The organism is Variovorax sp. CF313, from assembly GCF_000282635.1.
Lineage (GTDB): Bacteria > Pseudomonadota > Gammaproteobacteria > Burkholderiales > Burkholderiaceae_C > Variovorax.
In genome coordinates this window covers 65,294-82,157 of the sequence record NZ_AKIW01000020.1, presented here as the reverse complement: position 1 = coordinate 82,157, position 16,864 = coordinate 65,294, and the positions used below count along the sequence as shown (strand labels likewise).

General features: G+C 67.5%; 18 protein-coding genes. 7 read left to right on the top strand and 11 right to left on the bottom strand.

Annotated features, from left to right (window positions below):
• Positions 1-85: 85 nt before the first annotated feature.
• Positions 86-970, top strand: a complete 885-nt coding sequence (locus tag PMI12_RS06600) for a LysR substrate-binding domain-containing protein (protein WP_007830396.1) — start codon at positions 86-88, stop codon at positions 968-970.
• A gap of 112 nt (positions 971-1,082) precedes the next feature.
• Positions 1,083-2,240 carry an alpha-hydroxy acid oxidase gene (locus PMI12_RS06595; RefSeq protein ID WP_007830393.1) on the top strand — a complete coding sequence of 386 codons (1,158 nt, stop codon included), beginning with the start codon at positions 1,083-1,085 and terminating at the stop codon, positions 2,238-2,240.
• An 85-nt stretch (positions 2,241-2,325) separates the two neighbouring features.
• Here PMI12_RS06595 and PMI12_RS06590 read toward each other — a convergent pair whose 3' ends face one another.
• The 8 genes from PMI12_RS06590 to PMI12_RS06555 form a co-directional block, all read right to left on the bottom strand.
• Entirely contained in the window at positions 2,326-2,766 is a 441-nt protein-coding gene (locus PMI12_RS06590) for a helix-turn-helix domain-containing protein (protein ID WP_007830390.1), read from the bottom strand.
• Between the two features lie 77 nt (positions 2,767-2,843).
• On the bottom strand, positions 2,844-3,173 hold the full coding sequence (locus tag PMI12_RS06585; protein ID WP_007830388.1) for an L-rhamnose mutarotase: 330 nt from the start codon (positions 3,171-3,173) through the stop codon (positions 2,844-2,846).
• Between the two features lie 29 nt (positions 3,174-3,202).
• Entirely contained in the window at positions 3,203-3,979 is a 777-nt protein-coding gene (locus PMI12_RS06580; RefSeq protein WP_007830386.1) for an SDR family oxidoreductase, read from the bottom strand.
• An 18-nt stretch (positions 3,980-3,997) separates the two neighbouring features.
• On the bottom strand, positions 3,998-5,275 hold the full coding sequence (locus PMI12_RS06575) for an L-fuconate dehydratase (RefSeq protein WP_007830385.1): 1,278 nt from the start codon (positions 5,273-5,275) through the stop codon (positions 3,998-4,000).
• A gap of 21 nt (positions 5,276-5,296) precedes the next feature.
• The gene (locus PMI12_RS06570; protein ID WP_007830384.1) at positions 5,297-6,250 is read right to left on the bottom strand and encodes an ABC transporter substrate-binding protein; all 954 of its coding nucleotides are present in this window, start codon (positions 6,248-6,250) and stop codon (positions 5,297-5,299) included.
• Between the two features lie 35 nt (positions 6,251-6,285).
• Entirely contained in the window at positions 6,286-7,323 is a 1,038-nt protein-coding gene (locus PMI12_RS06565) for an ABC transporter permease (protein WP_007830383.1), read from the bottom strand.
• A 17-nt stretch (positions 7,324-7,340) separates the two neighbouring features.
• Positions 7,341-8,855 carry a sugar ABC transporter ATP-binding protein gene (locus tag PMI12_RS06560; protein ID WP_007830382.1) on the bottom strand — a complete coding sequence of 505 codons (1,515 nt, stop codon included), beginning with the start codon at positions 8,853-8,855 and terminating at the stop codon, positions 7,341-7,343.
• On the bottom strand, positions 8,852-9,739 hold the full coding sequence (locus tag PMI12_RS06555) for an amidohydrolase family protein (RefSeq protein WP_007830381.1): 888 nt from the start codon (positions 9,737-9,739) through the stop codon (positions 8,852-8,854). Before PMI12_RS06555 ends, PMI12_RS06560 begins: the two co-directional genes overlap by 4 nt.
• 187 nt (positions 9,740-9,926) lie before the next feature.
• On the opposite strand from PMI12_RS06555, the gene PMI12_RS06550 reads away from it, so the two are divergent.
• Positions 9,927-10,709, top strand: a complete 783-nt coding sequence (locus PMI12_RS06550) for an IclR family transcriptional regulator (protein ID WP_007830371.1) — start codon at positions 9,927-9,929, stop codon at positions 10,707-10,709.
• On the opposite strand, the gene PMI12_RS06545 is transcribed toward PMI12_RS06550, so the two are convergent.
• Entirely contained in the window at positions 10,710-11,135 is a 426-nt protein-coding gene (locus PMI12_RS06545) for a helix-turn-helix domain-containing protein (RefSeq protein WP_007830370.1), read from the bottom strand.
• A 78-nt stretch (positions 11,136-11,213) separates the two neighbouring features.
• Between PMI12_RS06545 and PMI12_RS06540 the strand changes: the two genes are divergently transcribed.
• Positions 11,214-12,071, top strand: coding sequence for a class I SAM-dependent methyltransferase (locus PMI12_RS06540; RefSeq protein ID WP_007830367.1), 858 nt, complete (start codon positions 11,214-11,216; stop codon positions 12,069-12,071).
• A gap of 3 nt (positions 12,072-12,074) precedes the next feature.
• Here the strand turns inward: PMI12_RS06540 and PMI12_RS06535 are convergent, their stop codons facing one another.
• The gene (locus tag PMI12_RS06535; protein WP_007830365.1) at positions 12,075-13,079 is read right to left on the bottom strand and encodes an SLAC1 anion channel family protein; all 1,005 of its coding nucleotides are present in this window, start codon (positions 13,077-13,079) and stop codon (positions 12,075-12,077) included.
• Positions 13,080-13,188: 109 nt separating this feature from the next.
• Between PMI12_RS06535 and PMI12_RS06530 the strand changes: the two genes are divergently transcribed.
• Entirely contained in the window at positions 13,189-14,142 is a 954-nt protein-coding gene (locus tag PMI12_RS06530) for a GlxA family transcriptional regulator (protein WP_007830363.1), read from the top strand.
• 35 nt (positions 14,143-14,177) lie between these two features.
• On the opposite strand, the gene PMI12_RS06525 is transcribed toward PMI12_RS06530, so the two are convergent.
• Complete coding sequence (locus tag PMI12_RS06525) at positions 14,178-14,834, bottom strand: putative glycolipid-binding domain-containing protein (protein ID WP_237726052.1); 657 nt, start codon at positions 14,832-14,834, stop codon at positions 14,178-14,180.
• 2 nt (positions 14,835-14,836) lie between these two features.
• On the opposite strand from PMI12_RS06525, the gene PMI12_RS06520 reads away from it, so the two are divergent.
• Both PMI12_RS06520 and PMI12_RS06515 read left to right on the top strand, forming a co-directional pair.
• The gene (locus tag PMI12_RS06520; protein ID WP_007830359.1) at positions 14,837-15,358 is read left to right on the top strand and encodes a hypothetical protein; all 522 of its coding nucleotides are present in this window, start codon (positions 14,837-14,839) and stop codon (positions 15,356-15,358) included.
• Positions 15,359-16,849: a TRAP transporter large permease subunit gene (locus tag PMI12_RS06515; RefSeq protein ID WP_007830357.1), complete on the top strand. Its 1,491-nt coding sequence runs from the start codon at positions 15,359-15,361 to the stop codon at positions 16,847-16,849.
• Positions 16,850-16,864 lie beyond the last annotated feature (15 nt).

The window sequence follows — 16,864 nt, the reverse complement described above, 5'->3', positions numbered from 1 at the left end:
CCGGCAACGCGAGGCAAAGCGAGTCCGCCAGGAGTGACCGAGAGCGTTCGCTACCATCCTAACCCCCTCCCTCCGCCAACAAAAGATGGTTTCTCCGCGTCTCCCCTCGACCCAGGGCCTGCAGGCCTTCGAGGCTGTCGCGCGCCTTCGCAGCGTGAACCTGGCCGCCGACGAACTCAGCGTGACGCCCAGCGCGGTGAGCCATCGCATCCGCCAGCTCGAACTGCTGCTGGGCCTCAAGTTCTTCGTGGGCGGCGACTTCGGCCTCAGCGCCGACGGCATGGCCTACCTGGCGCGCGTGCGCGAGGCCATCGCAGCGCTGCAGCAGGTGCCCGGCCGCGAGCCCGAGTCGCAGGTGCGACGGCTGCGCGTGGCGGTCACGCCGACCTTCTCGCGCCAGATGCTGCTGCCGCGGCTCGCACGGTTTCGCGATGCGTATCCGAACATCGAGCTGATGCTTCAGGTGACCACGCCGGTGCGCAACACCACGGTCGAGGAAGCCGACATCGAGCTGCGCTTCGGCACCGGTCCCTTTCACGACCGCGAGTTTTTCCAGTTGCTGGCCGACGAGGTCTCGCCGGTGTGCAGCCCCGCTTACCTGAAGCGCCACGGTCCCTTCGACGGCTTCGCCACCGATGCCGAGGTGTTGCGCGCGCAGCTGTTGCGCACGCCGCTGGAGTCGTGGCGCACGTGGTTCAAGGCTTGCGGCGTGGGCCTGCCCGAGCCGGCCACGGGCCACCAGTTCAACGACCTGGGGCTGGCGCTCGACGCGGCGGCCGAAGACTTCGGCGTGGTGCTGATGCACCTGCGGCTGGGCAGCGCATGGCTGGACAGCGGGCGGCTCGTGCGGCTGTCGCCGCGCAGCGTGCCCTCGCCCAACGCCTACTTCCTGTGCTGGCGGCCCGGCGCGATGGAGCGCCGGGAGTGCGCAACCTTCGTCGAATGGCTGCGCGAGGCGCTGCGCGACTGAACTGAAATTTTTTCAGCAGCGGGGCCGGCTTTTTTCAGATGGCGTGTCGGGGTGCCTGAAGATAATGGCCGATTCGCTTCGCCCCCCACAAGAACCGCTCAGGAGACAGCCCTTGTCAGACCTTTCCAAGATCACCAGCATCGAAGACCTGCGGGTGATCGCCAAGCGGCGCGTGCCGAAGATGTTCTACGACTACGCCGACTCCGGCGCATGGACCGAGGGCACCTACCGCGCCAACGAAAGCGACTTCCAGAAGATCAAGCTGCGCCAGCGCGTGGCCGTGAACATGGAAGGCCGCTCCACCCGCACCACCATGGTCGGCCAGGAAACCGCCATGCCTGTGGCCATCGCGCCCACCGGCCTCACCGGCATGCAGCATGCCGACGGCGAGATCCTTGGCGCCCGCGCGGCCAAGGCCTTCGGCATTCCGTTCACGCTGTCGACCATGAGCATCTGCTCGCTGGAAGACATCGCCGCCAACACCGACCGGCATCCGTTCTGGTTCCAGCTCTACGTGATGAAAGACCGCGACTTCATCGAGCGCCTGATCGAGCGCGCCAAGGCGGCCAATGTGACGGCCCTGCAACTCACGCTCGACCTGCAAATTCTCGGCCAGCGCCACAAAGACATCAAGAACGGGCTGACCGCGCCACCCAAGCCCACCATCAGGAACCTGATCGACCTCGCGACCAAGCCGCGCTGGTGCATGGGCATGCTGGGCACGAAGCGCCGCACCTTCGGCAACATCGCGGGCCATGCCAAGGGCGTGAAGGACCTGTCGTCGCTGTCGTCGTGGACCGCCGAACAGTTCGACCCGGCGCTGAGCTGGGCGGACGTCGAGTGGATCAAGAAGCTCTGGGGCGGCAAGCTGATCCTCAAGGGCATCATGGACGTGGAAGATGCGCGCCTCGCGGCGAGCAGCGGCGCCGATGCGCTCATCGTGTCGAACCACGGCGGGCGCCAGCTCGATGGCGCGCCTTCGTCCATCGCCGCGCTGCCGGCCATCGTGGAGGCCGTGGGCAGCGAGATCGAGGTGTGGATGGATGGCGGCATCCGCAGCGGACAGGACGTGCTCAAGGCCCGCGCGCTGGGCGCGCGCGGCACCATGATCGGCCGCAGCTTCCTGTACGGGCTGGGCGCCTACGGACAGGAAGGCGTGACGCGCGCGCTGCAGATCATCCACAAGGAGCTCGACATCACGATGGCCTTCTGTGGCCGCACGAACATCGACGAGGTCGATTCGAGCATCCTGCTGCCGGGCACTTTCTGAGCCTCCCGCAATGGCTTGCGCCTGCTGCCCCTGAAGCCTATTCGGTGACCGTGACCTGCCGAGCCCTGAAGAAAGGGCCAGCCAGCTAGTTGGATTCCAGCCGCTGCGCCACTTCCTGCCGACCCATCCCGCGCACGGCAGCCAGGCTCTCCAGCTGCGCAGCCCTCGGGCGGGCCTTGCCCTGTTCCCAGTGGTAGATGGTCTGGCCGGACACACCCACCAGCTGTCCATAAGACGCGGCGGAAATACCGAGTTTCGTGCGATGCGCAGCCAATCGGCCAGCGCTGAACCGGCGCTTCGGCCCGCCGTCTCCCTCTTCATCGGGCTCGCTTGCACGTGCACCACGGGCGGTGCCCTTGGCAACGTTGCGCAGCTCCTTTTCCAGCGCAACCACCTGCCGGCGCAGCGCGGCGATGGCGGATCGGTGATGGACGGATGCCTTCTTGAGGGTTTCGATTTCCGCGCGGACTTCCTTGCGGGCGACGCGGGAGATTTCGGATTTAAGGATGGACGCGATATTTGGCATGGCGGCATTGTGCCGACCAAATGTAAGCGGCGGGAAAGATTATTAAGTTCCTCGGAATCAAAACTTGAATCTTTTGATTACAGCGAGAAGATCCTGGCCATCTCCGTCCACTTCTCTCCTTCAGGTGTCCAGGGCGTGGGTGCCTGAAACTTCCACATCAGTTCTTCCCAGTCCCGAATCTTTGGATTGTTCCGCGTTGCAAGCGCCATGGCCCGGGCGTCGTAGCGCGCATCGTCCGTTTCCATCGACATCACCATTCGCGTGCCGAGCCGGTAGATCTCCATGCCCGTTACACCGTGCGCATGCAGATGCGCTCGCACCTCGGGCCAGATGTCGCGGTGATAAGCCTCGTATTCGGCGATCAATGCAGGATCGTCTTTCAAATCGAGAGCCAGGAAGTGGCGCATGGGTCGCTCCGGTCGAATCAGGAAATAGATCAGGTCAATGCCCGGTCCAGGTGCGTATACCCGCCGTCCACGAACACCCATTGCCCGGTGGTGTGCGAGGCCCGCTCCGACAGCAGGAACACGACGTTGTCTGCAATCTCCTGCGGCGTGGTCATGCGGCGGCCGAGCGGAATCTTGTCGGTGATCTCGGCGAGCTTTCGGTCGGGTTCGTCGAATGCGGAAATCCACCGTTGATACAGCGGCGTCATCACCTCGGCCGGAATCACCGCATTCACGCGAACCCCGTCTTCCAACAGCGATGCAGCCCACTCGCGCGTGAGCGACAGCTGCGCGCCCTTGGCCGCGGTGTAGCCGCTCGTGTTGCCCTGCCCCGTCACGGCCGTCTTCGACGAGATGTTGACGATCGCGCCGCGGCTCGCCTTCAGGTGCGGCAGGCAATAGTGCGCCATCACGTAGCAGTGAACGAGGTTGCGTTCGAGCGAACCGACGAAGGCTTCGCGCCCCGCCTCCAGTCCCACGCTGTCGTTCACGCCCGCGTTGTTGACCAGGCCGTCGATGCGGCCGAACTCCGCGGCGGTGTCGGCAATGGCCTTGGCACAGGCGGCCTCTTCCATCAGCTCGAACTGGAAGAAGCGCGCGCGCGGCTGCAGGGCGAGCAGCGCCTCCTCGAACGGTGCGTCGAGCGGATTCTTCCCGCAGATCACCGGCACCGCGCCCTCCTGCGCCAGCGTCATCGAAATGGCTGCACCGATGCCGCTGCCGCCGCCGGTGACGATCACCACCTTGTCTTTCAGATTCAGGTCCATGTTGCGCGGTGCCTTTCTCTATCCGCGGAAACGGTATTGCTCGAGCGACTGCGGCTTCATCGTGATCGAAAAGCCCGCACCCTTCGGCGGCATGTACGCCGCGTTGCGGATCTCGCAGGGCTCGACGAAGTGCTCGTGCAAATGATCCACATACTCGACCACGCGGCCTTCGCGCGTGCCCGAGATGCAGAGGTAATCGATCATCGACAGGTGCTGCACGTACTCGCACAGCCCCACGCCGCCGGCGTGCGGACACACCGGCAGCTTGTACTTCGCGGCCATCAGCATCACCGCGAGGATCTCGTTCACGCCGCCGAGCCGGCACGCGTCGATCTGCACCACGTCGATGCCGCCGCGCATGATGAACTGCTTGAACATGATGCGGTTCTGGCACATCTCGCCCGTGGCCACCTTCACCGGTGCGACGCCCTCGCGGATCTTGCGATGGCCCTCCACGTCGTCGGGGCTGGTGGGCTCCTCGATGAACCACGGCTTGGCAAACGCCAGCTGCCGCACCCAGTCGATGGCCTGGCCGACCTCCCAGACCTGGTTGGCGTCGATCATCAGGTGCCGCTCGGGCCCGAGCACTTCGCGCGCCACGCGCAGGCGGCGGATGTCGTCCTGCAGGTCGCGGCCCACCTTGAGCTTGATGTGGTTGAAGCCCGCGTCGACCGCCTCCTGCGCGAGGTGCCGCAGCTTCTCGTCGGAGTAGCCGAGCCAGCCGGCCGAGGTGGTGTAGCAGGGGTAGCCCTCGGCCTGCAGCGTGGCGACGCGTTCGGCCTTGCCAGCGGCGGCCTCGCGCAGCAGCGCCAGTGCTTCATCGGGCCCGATGCAGTCGGTGATGTAGCGAAAGTCGATGCAGCGCACCAGTTCCTCGGGGCTCATGTCGGCCACGAGCTGCCACACGGGCTTGCCTTCGAACTTGGCCCACAGGTCCCACATCGCGTTGACCACGGCGCCGGTCGCCAGGTGGATCGCGCCCTTGTCGGGACCGATCCATCGCAGCTGGCTGTCGGAGGTAACGTGCCGCCAGAAGCGCCCCATGTCCTCCGCCACCCATGCCAGGTCCAGCCCCACCACCAGATGGCGCATCGCCTCGATGGCCGCGCAGCAGATCTCGTTGCCGCGCCCGATGGTGAAGGTGAGCCCGTGGCCCTCGAGCCCCGGCCGGTCGGTTTCGAGCACGACATACGCCGCGGAGTAGTCCGGGTCGGGGTTCATCGCATCGGAGCCGTCCAGATGCTGCGAGGTCGGAAAGCGCACGTCGAGCACGCGCATGGAGCGAACAATGGTCATGGGGTCTTCGCGGGCAGGCGATCAGTCGTACAGCACAGAGGCGATCTTGGGGTCGGCGATGTTGGTCTTGTCGTACCAGTAGAAGCCCGTGTCGACCACCTTCGGCAGCTTCTCGCCCTTGATGGCCTTCACCGCCATCTCGACCGTCTTGTAGCCCATGCCCACGGGGTTCTGCGTGATGGCACCGGCCATGCTGCCTTCCATGATCGCGTTCTTCTGCTGCTTGCCCGAGTCGTAGCCGATGATCACGACCTTGCCGTTGCGCTTCATCTCCTTCACGCCGTTGACCACGCCGATGGCGGAGCCTTCGTTGGCGCCGAAGATGCCCTTGAGGTTGGGCGAGGCCTGCAGGATCGACTTGGTGATCTCGGTCGACTTCAACTGGTCGCCGCCGCCGTACTGCACGCTCACGATCTTGATGTTCGGGTAGGTGGACTTGATGCGGTTGACGAAGCCGTCGCGCCGGTCGACGCCGGTGCGGCTGGTCTGGTCGTGCACCACCAGCGCGACTTCGCCGCTCTTGCCGATGAGCTCGGCCATCTTGTCGGCGGCGAGCGCGGCGGCGGCCTTGTTGTCGGTGGTGGTGGTGGTCACGGGAATGTCGCTGTCCACGCCCGAGTCGAACGCCACCACCGGGATCTTCGCGGCCTGCGCCTTCTTCAGCAGCGGAATCGCGGCCTGGCTGTCGAGCGCGGCGAAGCCGATGGCCTGCGGCTTCTTGGCGAGCGCGGCCGAGAGCATGTCGATCTGCTTGTCGACCATGGCCTCGGTCTCGGGGCCCTCGAAGCTGACTTTCACCTTCAGGTCTTTGGCAGCCTGCTCGGCGCCCGACTTCACGGCCTGCCAGAACTGGTGCTGAAAGCCCTTGGACACGAGCGGGATGTAGATCTCCTGCGCCTGCTGTGCCTGTGCGAATCCCGACAGGCCGATGAGGGCTGCACCGAGCGTGGTTGCGACTGCTCTTCTCTGGATCATGCGAAGTCTCCTGTGGTTGTGGAAATCCGGGTGGTTCACTGCTTGCTGCTGCCGCGGCGGCGCAGGATGTCCGCGTACACGGCCAGGATGATGATCACGCCCGTGACCACCGTCTGCCATTCCTGCGCGACCGAGAGAATGCGCAGGCCGTTGGTCAATACGCTCATGATGAAGGCGCCGATGATCGTGCCGACGATGGTGCCGGTGCCGCCGCTGAGCGAGGTGCCGCCGATGACCACGGCCGCAATCGCATCGAGTTCGTAGCCCTGCCCGAGCGCGGGCTGTGCGGAGTTCAGCCGCGAGGCGATCAGCAGGCCCGCGATGCCGCAGATGCCGCCACTCACCGTGTACACCACGATCTTCCAGAAGTCGGTGTTCACGCCCGACAGGCGCACCGCCTCCTCGTTGCTGCCGAGCGCGAAGGTGTAGCGCCCGAGGATGGTCTTGTTGAGCACGAGGCTCGCGGCCATTGCTATCAGGAACAGGATCAGCACCGCATTCGGGATCGGCAGCGCCGGAATGAAGTAGCCGATGAGCGAATCCTGCGAGATCGCCGGGAAGTCAGGCGTGTCGTTGAAGTAGATCGGCTTGGTGCCCGAGATCACGAGCGACAGGCCCTTGAGCAGCATCATCATGCCCAGCGTCGCGATGAAGGGCGGGATCTTGAGCTTGGCGATCAGCACACCCGAGACGAAGCCGGCCAGCGCACCGAAGAAGATCGCGGCCGCGATGCCGAGCGCGAGCGGCATGCCCATGTAGGTGAGCACCACGCCGGCCATGACGGCGCAGAAGGTCATCAGCGTGCCCACCGAGAGGTCGATGCCCGCGGCGATGATGACGAAGGTGCAGGCGATGGCGAGCACGCCGTTCACGGCGGTCGACTGCAGGATGCTCACGAGGTTGTCGGTCTGCAGGAACTGCGGCGACGCGAAGCTGAAGAACACCATCAGCGCAATGAGGCTGGCAAAGGCCAGCAGCTTCTGGCGCGTGGCGGGCCGAAAGAGCCGCGCCTTCAGCGAGAAGCCCGGTGCATCGGTGGTCGTCGCGGCGGTGGTGGCGGTGGGGGTCGTCAAGGGGTTGTCTCCAGTCGTCATGCGGTGGCGGCAGCTTCGCGCCGGGTGGCGAGCTGCATGATCTTTTCCTGCGAGGCTTCGCGCCCCCCGAGTTCGCCGGTGATGCGGCCTTCGCACATCACCAGCACGCGGTGGCTCACGCGTAGGATCTCGGGCAACTCCGAAGAGATGATCACGATGGCCTTGCCCTGCGCGGCCAGTTCGTTGAGCAGGCGGTAGATCTCGGCCTTGGCGCCCACGTCGATGCCGCGCGTGGGCTCGTCGAAGAACAGCACGCTGCAGTCGCGCAGCAACCACTTGGCAATCACGATCTTCTGCTGGTTGCCGCCCGACAGCAGCCGCACCTGCTGGCGCACGGAGGGGGTCTTGATGCTGAGCTGCTTCACGTAGCGCTCGCCGGCCGCCTCGATGGCGCCCTGGTCGATGAACAGGCCCATCGACAAGAACTTCTTCATGCTCGGCAGCGCGATGTTGGTCTCGACGTCCATGCCGGTGGCCAGCCCGAAATGCTTGCGGTCTTCCGACAGGTAGCCGATGCCGCAGGCCACCGCGTCTTCGGGCGATTTGATGTGCACCTTCCTGCCGTGCACGAACACCTCGCCCGCGTCGATGCGGTCGGCGCCGAACACGGCGCGCGCGAGTTCGGTGCGGCCCGCGCCCATGAGGCCCGCGAAGCCGAGGATCTCGCCGCGGCGCAGCACGAAGCTCGCGTTGCGCACCATCGTGCCGCGCGTGATGCCGCGCGCCTCGAGCACGATCTCGTTGCCCGTGGTGTCGGGAAAGTCGTTCTCCACCTCGGTGAGCTGGCGGCCCACCATCATCGCGATGAGCGAGTCCATCGGCGTTGCCGCCATCGGCACGGTGGCGATGTACTGGCCGTCGCGCATCACGGTCACCCGGTCGGCGATGCGCTTGAGCTCGTCCATCTTGTGCGAGATGTAGACGATGGCCACGCCCTGGGATTTGAGCTGGCCGATGATGCGGAACAGGTCGGCCACCTCCTGGTTGTTCAGCGCGGCGGTGGGCTCGTCCATGATGAGCACGCGCGAGTCGAAGGACAGCGCCTTGGCGATCTCCACCATCTGCTGCCTGGCCACGGTGAGCTCGCCGACGGGCGTGCGCGGGTCCAGGCGCAGGTTCATGCGCTCGAAGATGCGCTGCGTCTCGGCGCACATCGCTTCCTCGTCGATGAAGAGGCCCAGGCGCCCCCGCGGCTCGCGGCCGATGAAGATGTTCTGCGCGGCGCTCAGGTGATTCATCAGGTTGAGCTCCTGATGAATGATGCCGATGCCCAGCGCCTGGGCCGCGCGCGGGCTCGAGATGTCCACGGGCTGGCCGTCGAGCAGCACCTCGCCCGAGTCCTTGCGGTAGACGCCCGCCAGCACCTTCATCAGCGTGGACTTGCCCGCGCCGTTCTCGCCCATGAGTGCATGCACCTCGCCGGGCAGCAGGTCGAACTGCGCCTTGTCGAGCGCGCGCACGCCGGCGAAGGACTTGCTCAGGTCGCGCAGGACGACGATGGGTTGCGTCATGGGATTTCCCGATGCAATGGCAGGTTGTAGAAGCGCTGCGCGGTACCGTGCCACACGTGGGCCTGCTCGCCGGTCGCGAGGCTGCCGATGCAGGCCTCGCTGAGGGCGATCCAGCCCGCGTAGTCGCCGGCCAGCGTGAGCACTGGCCAGTCGCTGCCCCACATGAGGCGATCGGGGCCGAAGCATTCGAGCAGGTGCTCCCACAGCGGCCGCACGGCGTAGGTGACGACATCCGCATCGCGGTGCATGGAGGGCGGCGCCTCGGTCCAGAGGCCCGAGAACTTGCAGCAGACCTGCGGCAGCGCCGCGATCTCGCACATCTGACGGCGCCACGCAGCGACGGCTTCGCCATCGGCGCTGCCCACGGGCGGCTTGGCCGCATGGTCGATCACCACCGGCAGTTGCGGCCATTCGCGCAGGAACTGCAGCAGCGGCGCCAAGTGCCGCGGCGTCACGAGCGCATCGAAGCGCAGCCCCAGGCGCACCATGGCCCGCAGCACGTCGGGGTGCGGCGCGTGCGCGATCCAGTCGTCTTGGGGCAGGTCTTGCAGCATCGGCCGCACGCCCTTGAACTTGGGTTGTGCCGCCATTCGCTCCAGCGAGGCGACGGACTCGGCCCGGCTCAGGTCGACCCAGCCGACCACGCCGCCGACCACGTCGTGTGCAGCGGCCAGTTCGAGCATGAAATCCGTTTCGGCTTCCGAGTCGGCCGCCTGCACCAGCACGGTCCGCCCGATGCCATGTGCTTGCAGCAGCGGCACGAGATGCTCGGGCAGGAAGTCGCGCACCAGCGGCGCCAGGGCGGGCACGTCCGCACGCAGCCACGCGTAGTCGCCGCGCGCGGGCCGCCAGAAATGCTGATGCGAGTCGATGCGCTGAATCATGTGGGTCGCGGGCAGCGGGAGTCCTGCCGAAGGTCTTGCCTCTTAGTCCATTTGTGAACATAGTATTTACAGACGAATTTTTGACGTCAAGCCCACTTGATGAGTGCTTACCCGTAGAACCAAACTTGCAAAAAGATAGGTCTGCTGTTGAAATTCATACGTGAACAAATCTATCCATCCAGACATCTTGAGCAAGCCGACCGAAGACCAGGACCGCTACCGCGCACCCGCGCTCGACAAGGGCCTGGACATCCTCGAACTGCTGGCGGACCAACCCGAGGGCCTGACGCGCGGCGAGATCGTGAAAGCGCTGGACCGTGGCCCGAGCGAGATCTACCGCATGCTCGAACGGCTGGTGGCGCGCCAGTACGTGCTGCGTTCGCTCGCCGGCGACCGCTACAGCCTGAGCCTGAAGATGTTCGACCTGGCGCACCGCTACCCGCCGAACCACCGGTTGGTCACGCAGGCGCTGCCGGTGATGGACCGCTACGTGAAGGAAGCCGAGCAGTCCTGCCACCTCGGCGTGTACGACCGGGGCAACGTCCAGATCGTGGCGCAGGTCAACAGCCCGGCGGCGAGCAGCATGACGGTGCGGCCCGGCACGCGCGTGAACCTGCTCGACACCGGCTCGGGCCAGGTGCTGCTGGCCTGCGAATCGGACGAGCGGCGCCGGCAGATGGTGGCCGAGCACGTGGCGCTCGACGGCGAGGTGCAGATCCCGCCCGACGAGCTGGAGCACATGCTCGAGGCCGTGCGCGCCACGGGCTACCGGCAGCGCGAGAGCCTGCAGTACTTCGGCGTGATCGACATCTCGTGCCCCATCTTCGGCCCGCACGGGCATGCGCTGGCGGTGCTCACCACGCCGTACATCCGGCGCATCGACCGCCATGCGATCCCGTCGCTGGACCGCGCGCGCGAGCTGATGCTGCAGGCGGCGCGCGACCTGTCGTTGATGGCGAACGCGGCCTGATTACTTCGGGGCCTTCTTCCTTCGCCCGCCGATGGCCCCGGACGCCGCAGCCTCGAGGATGCGGCGAAAGGTCGGGCATTCCATGTGGCTGGGCGCGCGGCACACAGCGGCGTGCCGCAGGCCGTCGCGCATGGCGCTCAGGCTGCGGATCGTGCGGTCGAGTTCGTCCGCCTTGGCCGTGAGCATCACCCGGTCAATGCGCGGCTGCCCGTCGGGCCCGAACATGCGCGCGATCTCGTCCAGCGAAAAGCCGGCGGCACGCCCCAGCGCGATCAGCGCGAGCCGCTCCAGCACGCCGGGATCGAACAGGCGGCGCAGGCCTTGCCTGCCCGTGGAGGCGACGAGGCCTTTTTCGTCGTAGTAGCGCAGCGTGGAGGCGGGCACGCCGGAGCGTTGCGCGACCTCGCCGATATCCAGATGCTTCATCACCCTCTTGACCTCAAGTCGACTTGAACTTGCATAGTGCGGTTTCCGCCTCTCGAAGGCAAGCACAAGGAAACGACCATGGAAGCCACACAACAGCCCGGCGACGAACAGGCCAGGCTCTGGAACGGCCTGGCCGGGCGCGCCTGGGTCGACGCGCAGGCCACGCTCGATCGCCTGTTCCAGCCGCTCGAAGACCTGCTCGTCGAAGCGGTGTCCGCCAACCCCGCGAGCCGTGTGCTCGACGTTGGCTGCGGCACGGGCAGCACCACGCTCGCCGTCGCGCGGCGGCAGGGCAGCGAAGGCGGCTGTGTCGGCATCGACATCTCGGAGCCGATGATCGCCGCCGCCCGGATCCGCGCCGAACGCGAAGGCACGCCGGCACGCTTCATCTGCGCCAATGCGCAGACCCACGCGTTGGAGCCCGCGAGCTTCGACCGCATCATGTCGCGCTTCGGCGTCATGTTCTTCGACGAGCCCGTGCAGGGCTTCGCGAACCTGCTGCGGGCCGCGAGAGAAGGCGCCGAACTGCGGTTCATCGCCTGGCGCAGTGCGGCGGAGAACCCGTTCATGACGACCGCGGAGCGCGCCGCCGCACCACTGCTGCCGTACCTCCCTGCCCGCCGGCCGGACGCGCCAGGCCAGTTCGCCTTCGCGGACAGGCAGCGGGTCCAGGCGATCCTCGAAGAGAGCGGCTGGGCCGGCATCGACATCCAGCCCATCGACGTGCCCTGCACGATGCCCGGGACGGCGCTGCCCGGCTACCTGAGCCGGCTCGGTCCCGTCGGCCTTGCCCTTCAGCAGGCTGACGAGCGCACGCGCGTGCAGGTCATCGACACGGTGCACGCCGCCTTCGAGCCCTACGTGCACGGCGATGAGGTCCGCCTGACTGCGGCCTGCTGGATGGTCGTTGCGCGCGGGGCGAACGCCCATGTCTGAGGCTCAGGCGAACAGCTTCCCGTTGAGCGCAATCCGCACGGTCTTCACCGTGAGAACCGCCAGCGCCAGGTTGAGCGCGACCAGCAGCGCCACGGCAATCACCCAGAGCGGCTCGCTCGCGCGCGACCCGGCGTACTTCAGCGCGGCATTGGCGAGCGCGGCCAACGGGAAGCCGATCGCCCACCAGCTCGGCGAGAACGTGGCGCCGCGGCGGAACACCTTCGGCGCGACCACCGCGAACATGAAGAGGCCGAAGTAGAAGAGCAGCGAGGCAAAGCGGTCGATCTCGCCGACGATGTTGGTGTACGCGAGAAAGCCCACCGCAAAGGGCGCCACCAGGATCATCAGCGACGGCTCCATGGCGGGAGCGAGCGGGTCGCGATGCACCAGCCGGCCGATGATCATCGTGAAGAGCACGAGCGCCAGCACCGCGCCGACCGCGCCGGCGGCCAGATTGAGTTCGGGCGCCCATGCCATCGGCATGTGCGCGCCGGTGACGGGAATGTCGAGCGTGGCCACGCCCGGGATGATCCAGGCCGGCACGGCGAGCGAGGCATCCACCTGCCCCTTCAGCAGCCTCGACAGGCCGACGAAGCTCAGTGCCAGGGTCGCGAGCAGCCCCACGGTCCACGCGAGGTGCGCCAGGGGCGCGCTGTACGGCGCCACGACGGCCGACAGCAGCAGGATGGAAATCGCGATGGTGCCGAAGAAGTTGCCCGCCACGGGGTGGTGGAATTCCGCCTGCACCGCCTGCGGGTGCCTCACGAGCTTTGCCAGGTAGCCCATCGAGATGAGCACGAAGACGCCCAGCGCGAACGCCCCGACGGTCTCGCCGACGATGGCCGGCGCACCCAGGCTGTCGTGCGCGAGCCGCCATGCGAGGGCCAGTCCGGTAAGGCCCATCACCGAGGCGAACAGGTTGACCGGGAGATTGCGCACGGAGGCTTGCGCGCGAGGCGCGATCGACGCAATGGCCGGTGAAGAAGGATTCAGAGCTTGGTTTTGCATGTCGGACGCCCTTGTCTGGATTTGCATTAGTTTGTATTTTCCGCCAGACTCCCACCGTCGTTTTTGCCAACTCACGGCGTTTTCCGCCAATCCCGGGGCCTTGTCTGCCATGCGCGTCGCCATCCTCGCTTTCCCCCGTTTCCAGCTGCTCGACGTGGCCGGGCCCGCCGACGTCTTCGCCGAGGCATCGCAGCAGCTCGGCAAACCGCGCGCCTACCAGGTCCAGGTGATCGGCACCGGGGAAGGCATGCTCAAGAGCAGCGGCGGATTGCGGCTGGGTGTCGATTCCACGGTGGCCACGCATTGCGGCGCCATCGACACCCTGCTCGTTGCGGGCAGCCCCCGCGTGAAAGACATGGCGACCGACATGCAACTGCAGGATTGGCTCAGGCGTCAGGCCCGCACCGTGCGGCGTTATGGCTCGGTGTGCAGCGGCGCCTTCGTGCTGGCCGCCAGCGGCCTGCTCGACGGCAAGCGCGTGGCAACCCACTGGAAGCTCGCTGGCCGCCTCGCGTCGGACTACCCGCTAGCGAGCGTCGAGGCGGACGCGATCTACGTGAGGGACGGCCAGCTCTTCACCTCCGCCGGGGTCACGGCCGGCATGGACCTCGCGCTGGCCATGGTGGAGGAAGACCATGGCCGCGACCTCGCGCTGAGCGTGGCGCGCCAGCTGGTGATGTTCCTCAAGCGGCCCGGCGGCCAGAGCCAGTTCAGCGCCCACCTGGCGGCACAGACCTCGGAGCGCTCCAACATGCGCGAGGTGCAGGACCACGTGCTCGCGAACCTCAAGGACGACCTGTCCGTGCCGGCCCTCGCCTTGCGCGCCGGCATGAGCGAGCGGAACTTCGCGCGCATCTTCCGCGGCGAAACCGGAACCACGCCGGCGGAGTTTGTCGAGAATGCGAGGATCGACGCCGCCCGCCGCCTGGCCGAGGAGTCAGACCTGCCGGCCAAGCGGCTGGCCGATGCGGTGGGCTATGCGAACGTGGACGGCTTCAGGCGCGCGTTCGGCCGCCGCCTGGGCGTGAGCCTCGTGGAATACCGCAGGCGCTTCGCCAGCTGACGACGAGAAGGCGAACCGCGACTCGCGCTCCGGCATTACTTTTCGGCGACCCAGAGCCGCGGATAGTCGCGCACGAAGCTGTCTTGCGTCACGCCCAGCGTCGCCGCATAGTCGAAGCGCTTCGCCTCGTAGGCATATTCGGTGTCGCTGCGCCGCTCGTAGCGCTGCATCAGCTCGCTCAGCACGCCGCCGCCGTCGAGGTCGACCCAGGCCGCCGGCGCATCGGCGCCCTCGCCCTTCGCCAGGTTGAGCCGGCGCAGTTGCAGCAGGTTGGTGGCGGGCGTGAAGCCCAGGTCGAGGTCGACGCAGTGCGACAGGTCGGGCACCGCCTCGTCGTTGAGCTTCCAGCGGCCGTGCGCGTCACGGGCGATCGACAGGTCGACGGCCGAATCGCCGAGCCAGCCGCGCACCGTGCCCCATTGGGTGTGCCAGTGCAGGTCGCATCGCACGCGGTAGTGCAGCTGGCCGTTGCGGCCGTCTTCCAGCCGGAACACGGCCGCACCATCGAGTTGCCAGGCCGAAGCATTGCGTTCGAGGCGGCAGGCGTCGTGGCCGGGTACATCGAGCCTGCGCCAGAGGATGGAGGCGACGGTTTGCATGGCGCGGATGATGGCACCGGCATGCTCCACCACGCAAGCCATGACCCGCGGCGCCCACAGGTGGAAGTCAGGTTCGGGGAACAGGATCGCCACGCATGACGCCACCGGCCGAAACACCAGAGACCCGCCCCGCGCCACCGGTGCCGCGCGGGCTCGACTGGGTCGACCGCGCGGCGATGCCCTTCGCCATCGCCATCGCGCTGCTGCTGTTCGCGCAATGGCCGCTGCGCGACCTTGCCGGCTCGGGCAACGGACCGACGCAGGCCAACGACCTCGCGCAGTGGCTGTTCGCGCTGTACGTGGCCGTGGCGCTGCGGCATGCCGGGCGCCGCGGCGCGCATCTGGTGGCGCGGCCCGACCTGGCCGCCGACACCGCCGGGCGCTATGCGCGGCTGCGCCGCATCGGCGCGGCGCTGTGCGTGCTGCCGTGGGCACTGTTCCTGATCGCGACGGGCACCGTGCCGGTGCTGCGCGCGGTGGCCGCGTTCGAACTGTTCCCCGACACCTTCAACCCCGGCTATTTCATGATCAAGGTGGCGCTGCTGCTGCTCGCGGTGCTGCTGGCGGTGCAAAGCGTGCTCGACCTCTGGCACGAACGTCGACTGCCCGGGCAATAGATGGCCTGGCTCGGACTCGCCCTGCTCGCGCTGGCCCTGGCGCTGATGATGACCACCGGCTGGCCGACCTATGCCGTGCTGCTCGGCGTGTGCACGCTGGGCGCAGCGGCCGGGCTGGCGTTGGGCGCGTTCGATGTCGCGTTGCTGCAGAACCTGCCGTGGCGCATCGTCGGCCTGCTGGAGCACGATCTGCTGCAGGCGCTGGCGCTCTATGCGCTGGTGGGCGCGCTACTCAACCGGCTGGCGCTGGCCGAGCATCTGTACAACGGCCTGCGCAAGGCGCTGGCCTTCGTCGCGCCACGCGCGGCACCCGAGCTGGCCGGCATGGTGCTGGGCCTGATGCTCGCGCCGATGAACGGCTCGGTCGGCGCCAGCCTGCTGATGCTCGCGCGCACCGCCGGCAAGGGCTGGGCACGCGAAGGCCTGCCCGCGGCACGGCGCACCGCGCTCGTGGCCGTGACCAGCACGCTGGGCGTGATCGTGCCGCCCTCGCTGGTGTTGCTGCTGCTCGGCGACGCGATGCTGCGCGCCCACACCGAGGGCGTGAACATGGCGCGCGCGCTGGCGCTGCCCACGGCTGCCGCCGGCGCAGCCAACCGCATCGTCAACACGCAGGACATCCTGCAGGCGGCGCTGGTGCCGGCGGCGGCGTTGCTGCTCGGCTGGCTCGCGGTCGCGTGGTTCGGCGCACGGCGCAAGCCCCGACCCGTGGCGCCGCGCGAGCCTATGGATTGGCGCGAAGGCTGGACGCTGCTGCTCGTGCCCCTGCTGATCGGCGCGCTGCTCCTGCTGGTCACGCTGGGCAAGGTGCGCGCGGTCGAGGGCGCGGCCGCCGCCTGCGTGCTGCTGCTCGGCTGGGGCGTGGTGTCGCGCCAGCTCACGCGACCGGTGCTGTGGCAGGTGCTCGACGACGCCATGGCGCTCACCGGCGCGCTGTATGCGCTGCTGGCGGCGGCCACCACCTTCTCGCTGCTGCTGCGCGGCTTCGGCACCGACGGGCTGATCGCGCGGCTCATGCTGGCGCTTCAGGGGCATCCCATGGTCGGGCTCCTGGTGGTGCTTGCCGTGCTGCTGGCATGCGCCTTCGTGCTCGACGCCTTCGAGCTGATCTTCCTGATCGTGCCCATCGTGATGCCGCCGGTGCTCGCGCAGCTCGACGACGCGGCCTGGATCGCCACGCTCACCCTGCTGGTGCTGCAGGCCGGCTTCCTGCTGCCGCCTTTCGGCTATGCGCTGGTGCTGGCGCGCGGGCAGGCCGCGCCGCGTCCGCCAGTGGCCGCGGTGGCACGGGCGCTGGCGCCCTACCTGGCGGTGCTGGCCACCGTGACCGCGCTGGTGATGGCGCTGCCGGCCACCACGCGCTGGCTGCGCACCTCGCCCACCGCGCTCGCGCCGGCCGAGCCGATGAACGACGAAGCAGTGGACCGCCTGATGCGCGAGATGGCACCGCCCGACGCCGGCGACAGCACCACGCCACCCGAGGAGAGATAGCACTCGCGGTGTGCC

Coding starts and splice junctions, on each gene's coding strand:
- PMI12_RS06590 (WP_007830390.1), bottom strand. CDS start 2,766: ATGCCAAATATCGCGTCCATCCTTAAATCCGAAATCTCCCGCGTCGCC.
- PMI12_RS06555 (WP_007830381.1), bottom strand. CDS start 9,739: ATGATTCAGCGCATCGACTCGCATCAGCATTTCTGGCGGCCCGCGCGC.
- PMI12_RS06570 (WP_007830384.1), bottom strand. CDS start 6,250: ATGATCCAGAGAAGAGCAGTCGCAACCACGCTCGGTGCAGCCCTCATC.
- PMI12_RS06535 (WP_007830365.1), bottom strand. CDS start 13,079: ATGCAAAACCAAGCTCTGAATCCTTCTTCACCGGCCATTGCGTCGATC.
- PMI12_RS06530 (WP_007830363.1), top strand. CDS start 13,189: ATGCGCGTCGCCATCCTCGCTTTCCCCCGTTTCCAGCTGCTCGACGTG.
- PMI12_RS06585 (WP_007830388.1), bottom strand. CDS start 3,173: ATGCGCCACTTCCTGGCTCTCGATTTGAAAGACGATCCTGCATTGATC.
- PMI12_RS06580 (WP_007830386.1), bottom strand. CDS start 3,979: ATGGACCTGAATCTGAAAGACAAGGTGGTGATCGTCACCGGCGGCGGC.
- PMI12_RS06540 (WP_007830367.1), top strand. CDS start 11,214: ATGGAAGCCACACAACAGCCCGGCGACGAACAGGCCAGGCTCTGGAAC.
- PMI12_RS06600 (WP_007830396.1), top strand. CDS start 86: ATGGTTTCTCCGCGTCTCCCCTCGACCCAGGGCCTGCAGGCCTTCGAG.
- PMI12_RS06520 (WP_007830359.1), top strand. CDS start 14,837: ATGACGCCACCGGCCGAAACACCAGAGACCCGCCCCGCGCCACCGGTG.
- PMI12_RS06515 (WP_007830357.1), top strand. CDS start 15,359: ATGGCCTGGCTCGGACTCGCCCTGCTCGCGCTGGCCCTGGCGCTGATG.
- PMI12_RS06575 (WP_007830385.1), bottom strand. CDS start 5,275: ATGACCATTGTTCGCTCCATGCGCGTGCTCGACGTGCGCTTTCCGACC.
- PMI12_RS06560 (WP_007830382.1), bottom strand. CDS start 8,855: ATGACGCAACCCATCGTCGTCCTGCGCGACCTGAGCAAGTCCTTCGCC.
- PMI12_RS06545 (WP_007830370.1), bottom strand. CDS start 11,135: ATGAAGCATCTGGATATCGGCGAGGTCGCGCAACGCTCCGGCGTGCCC.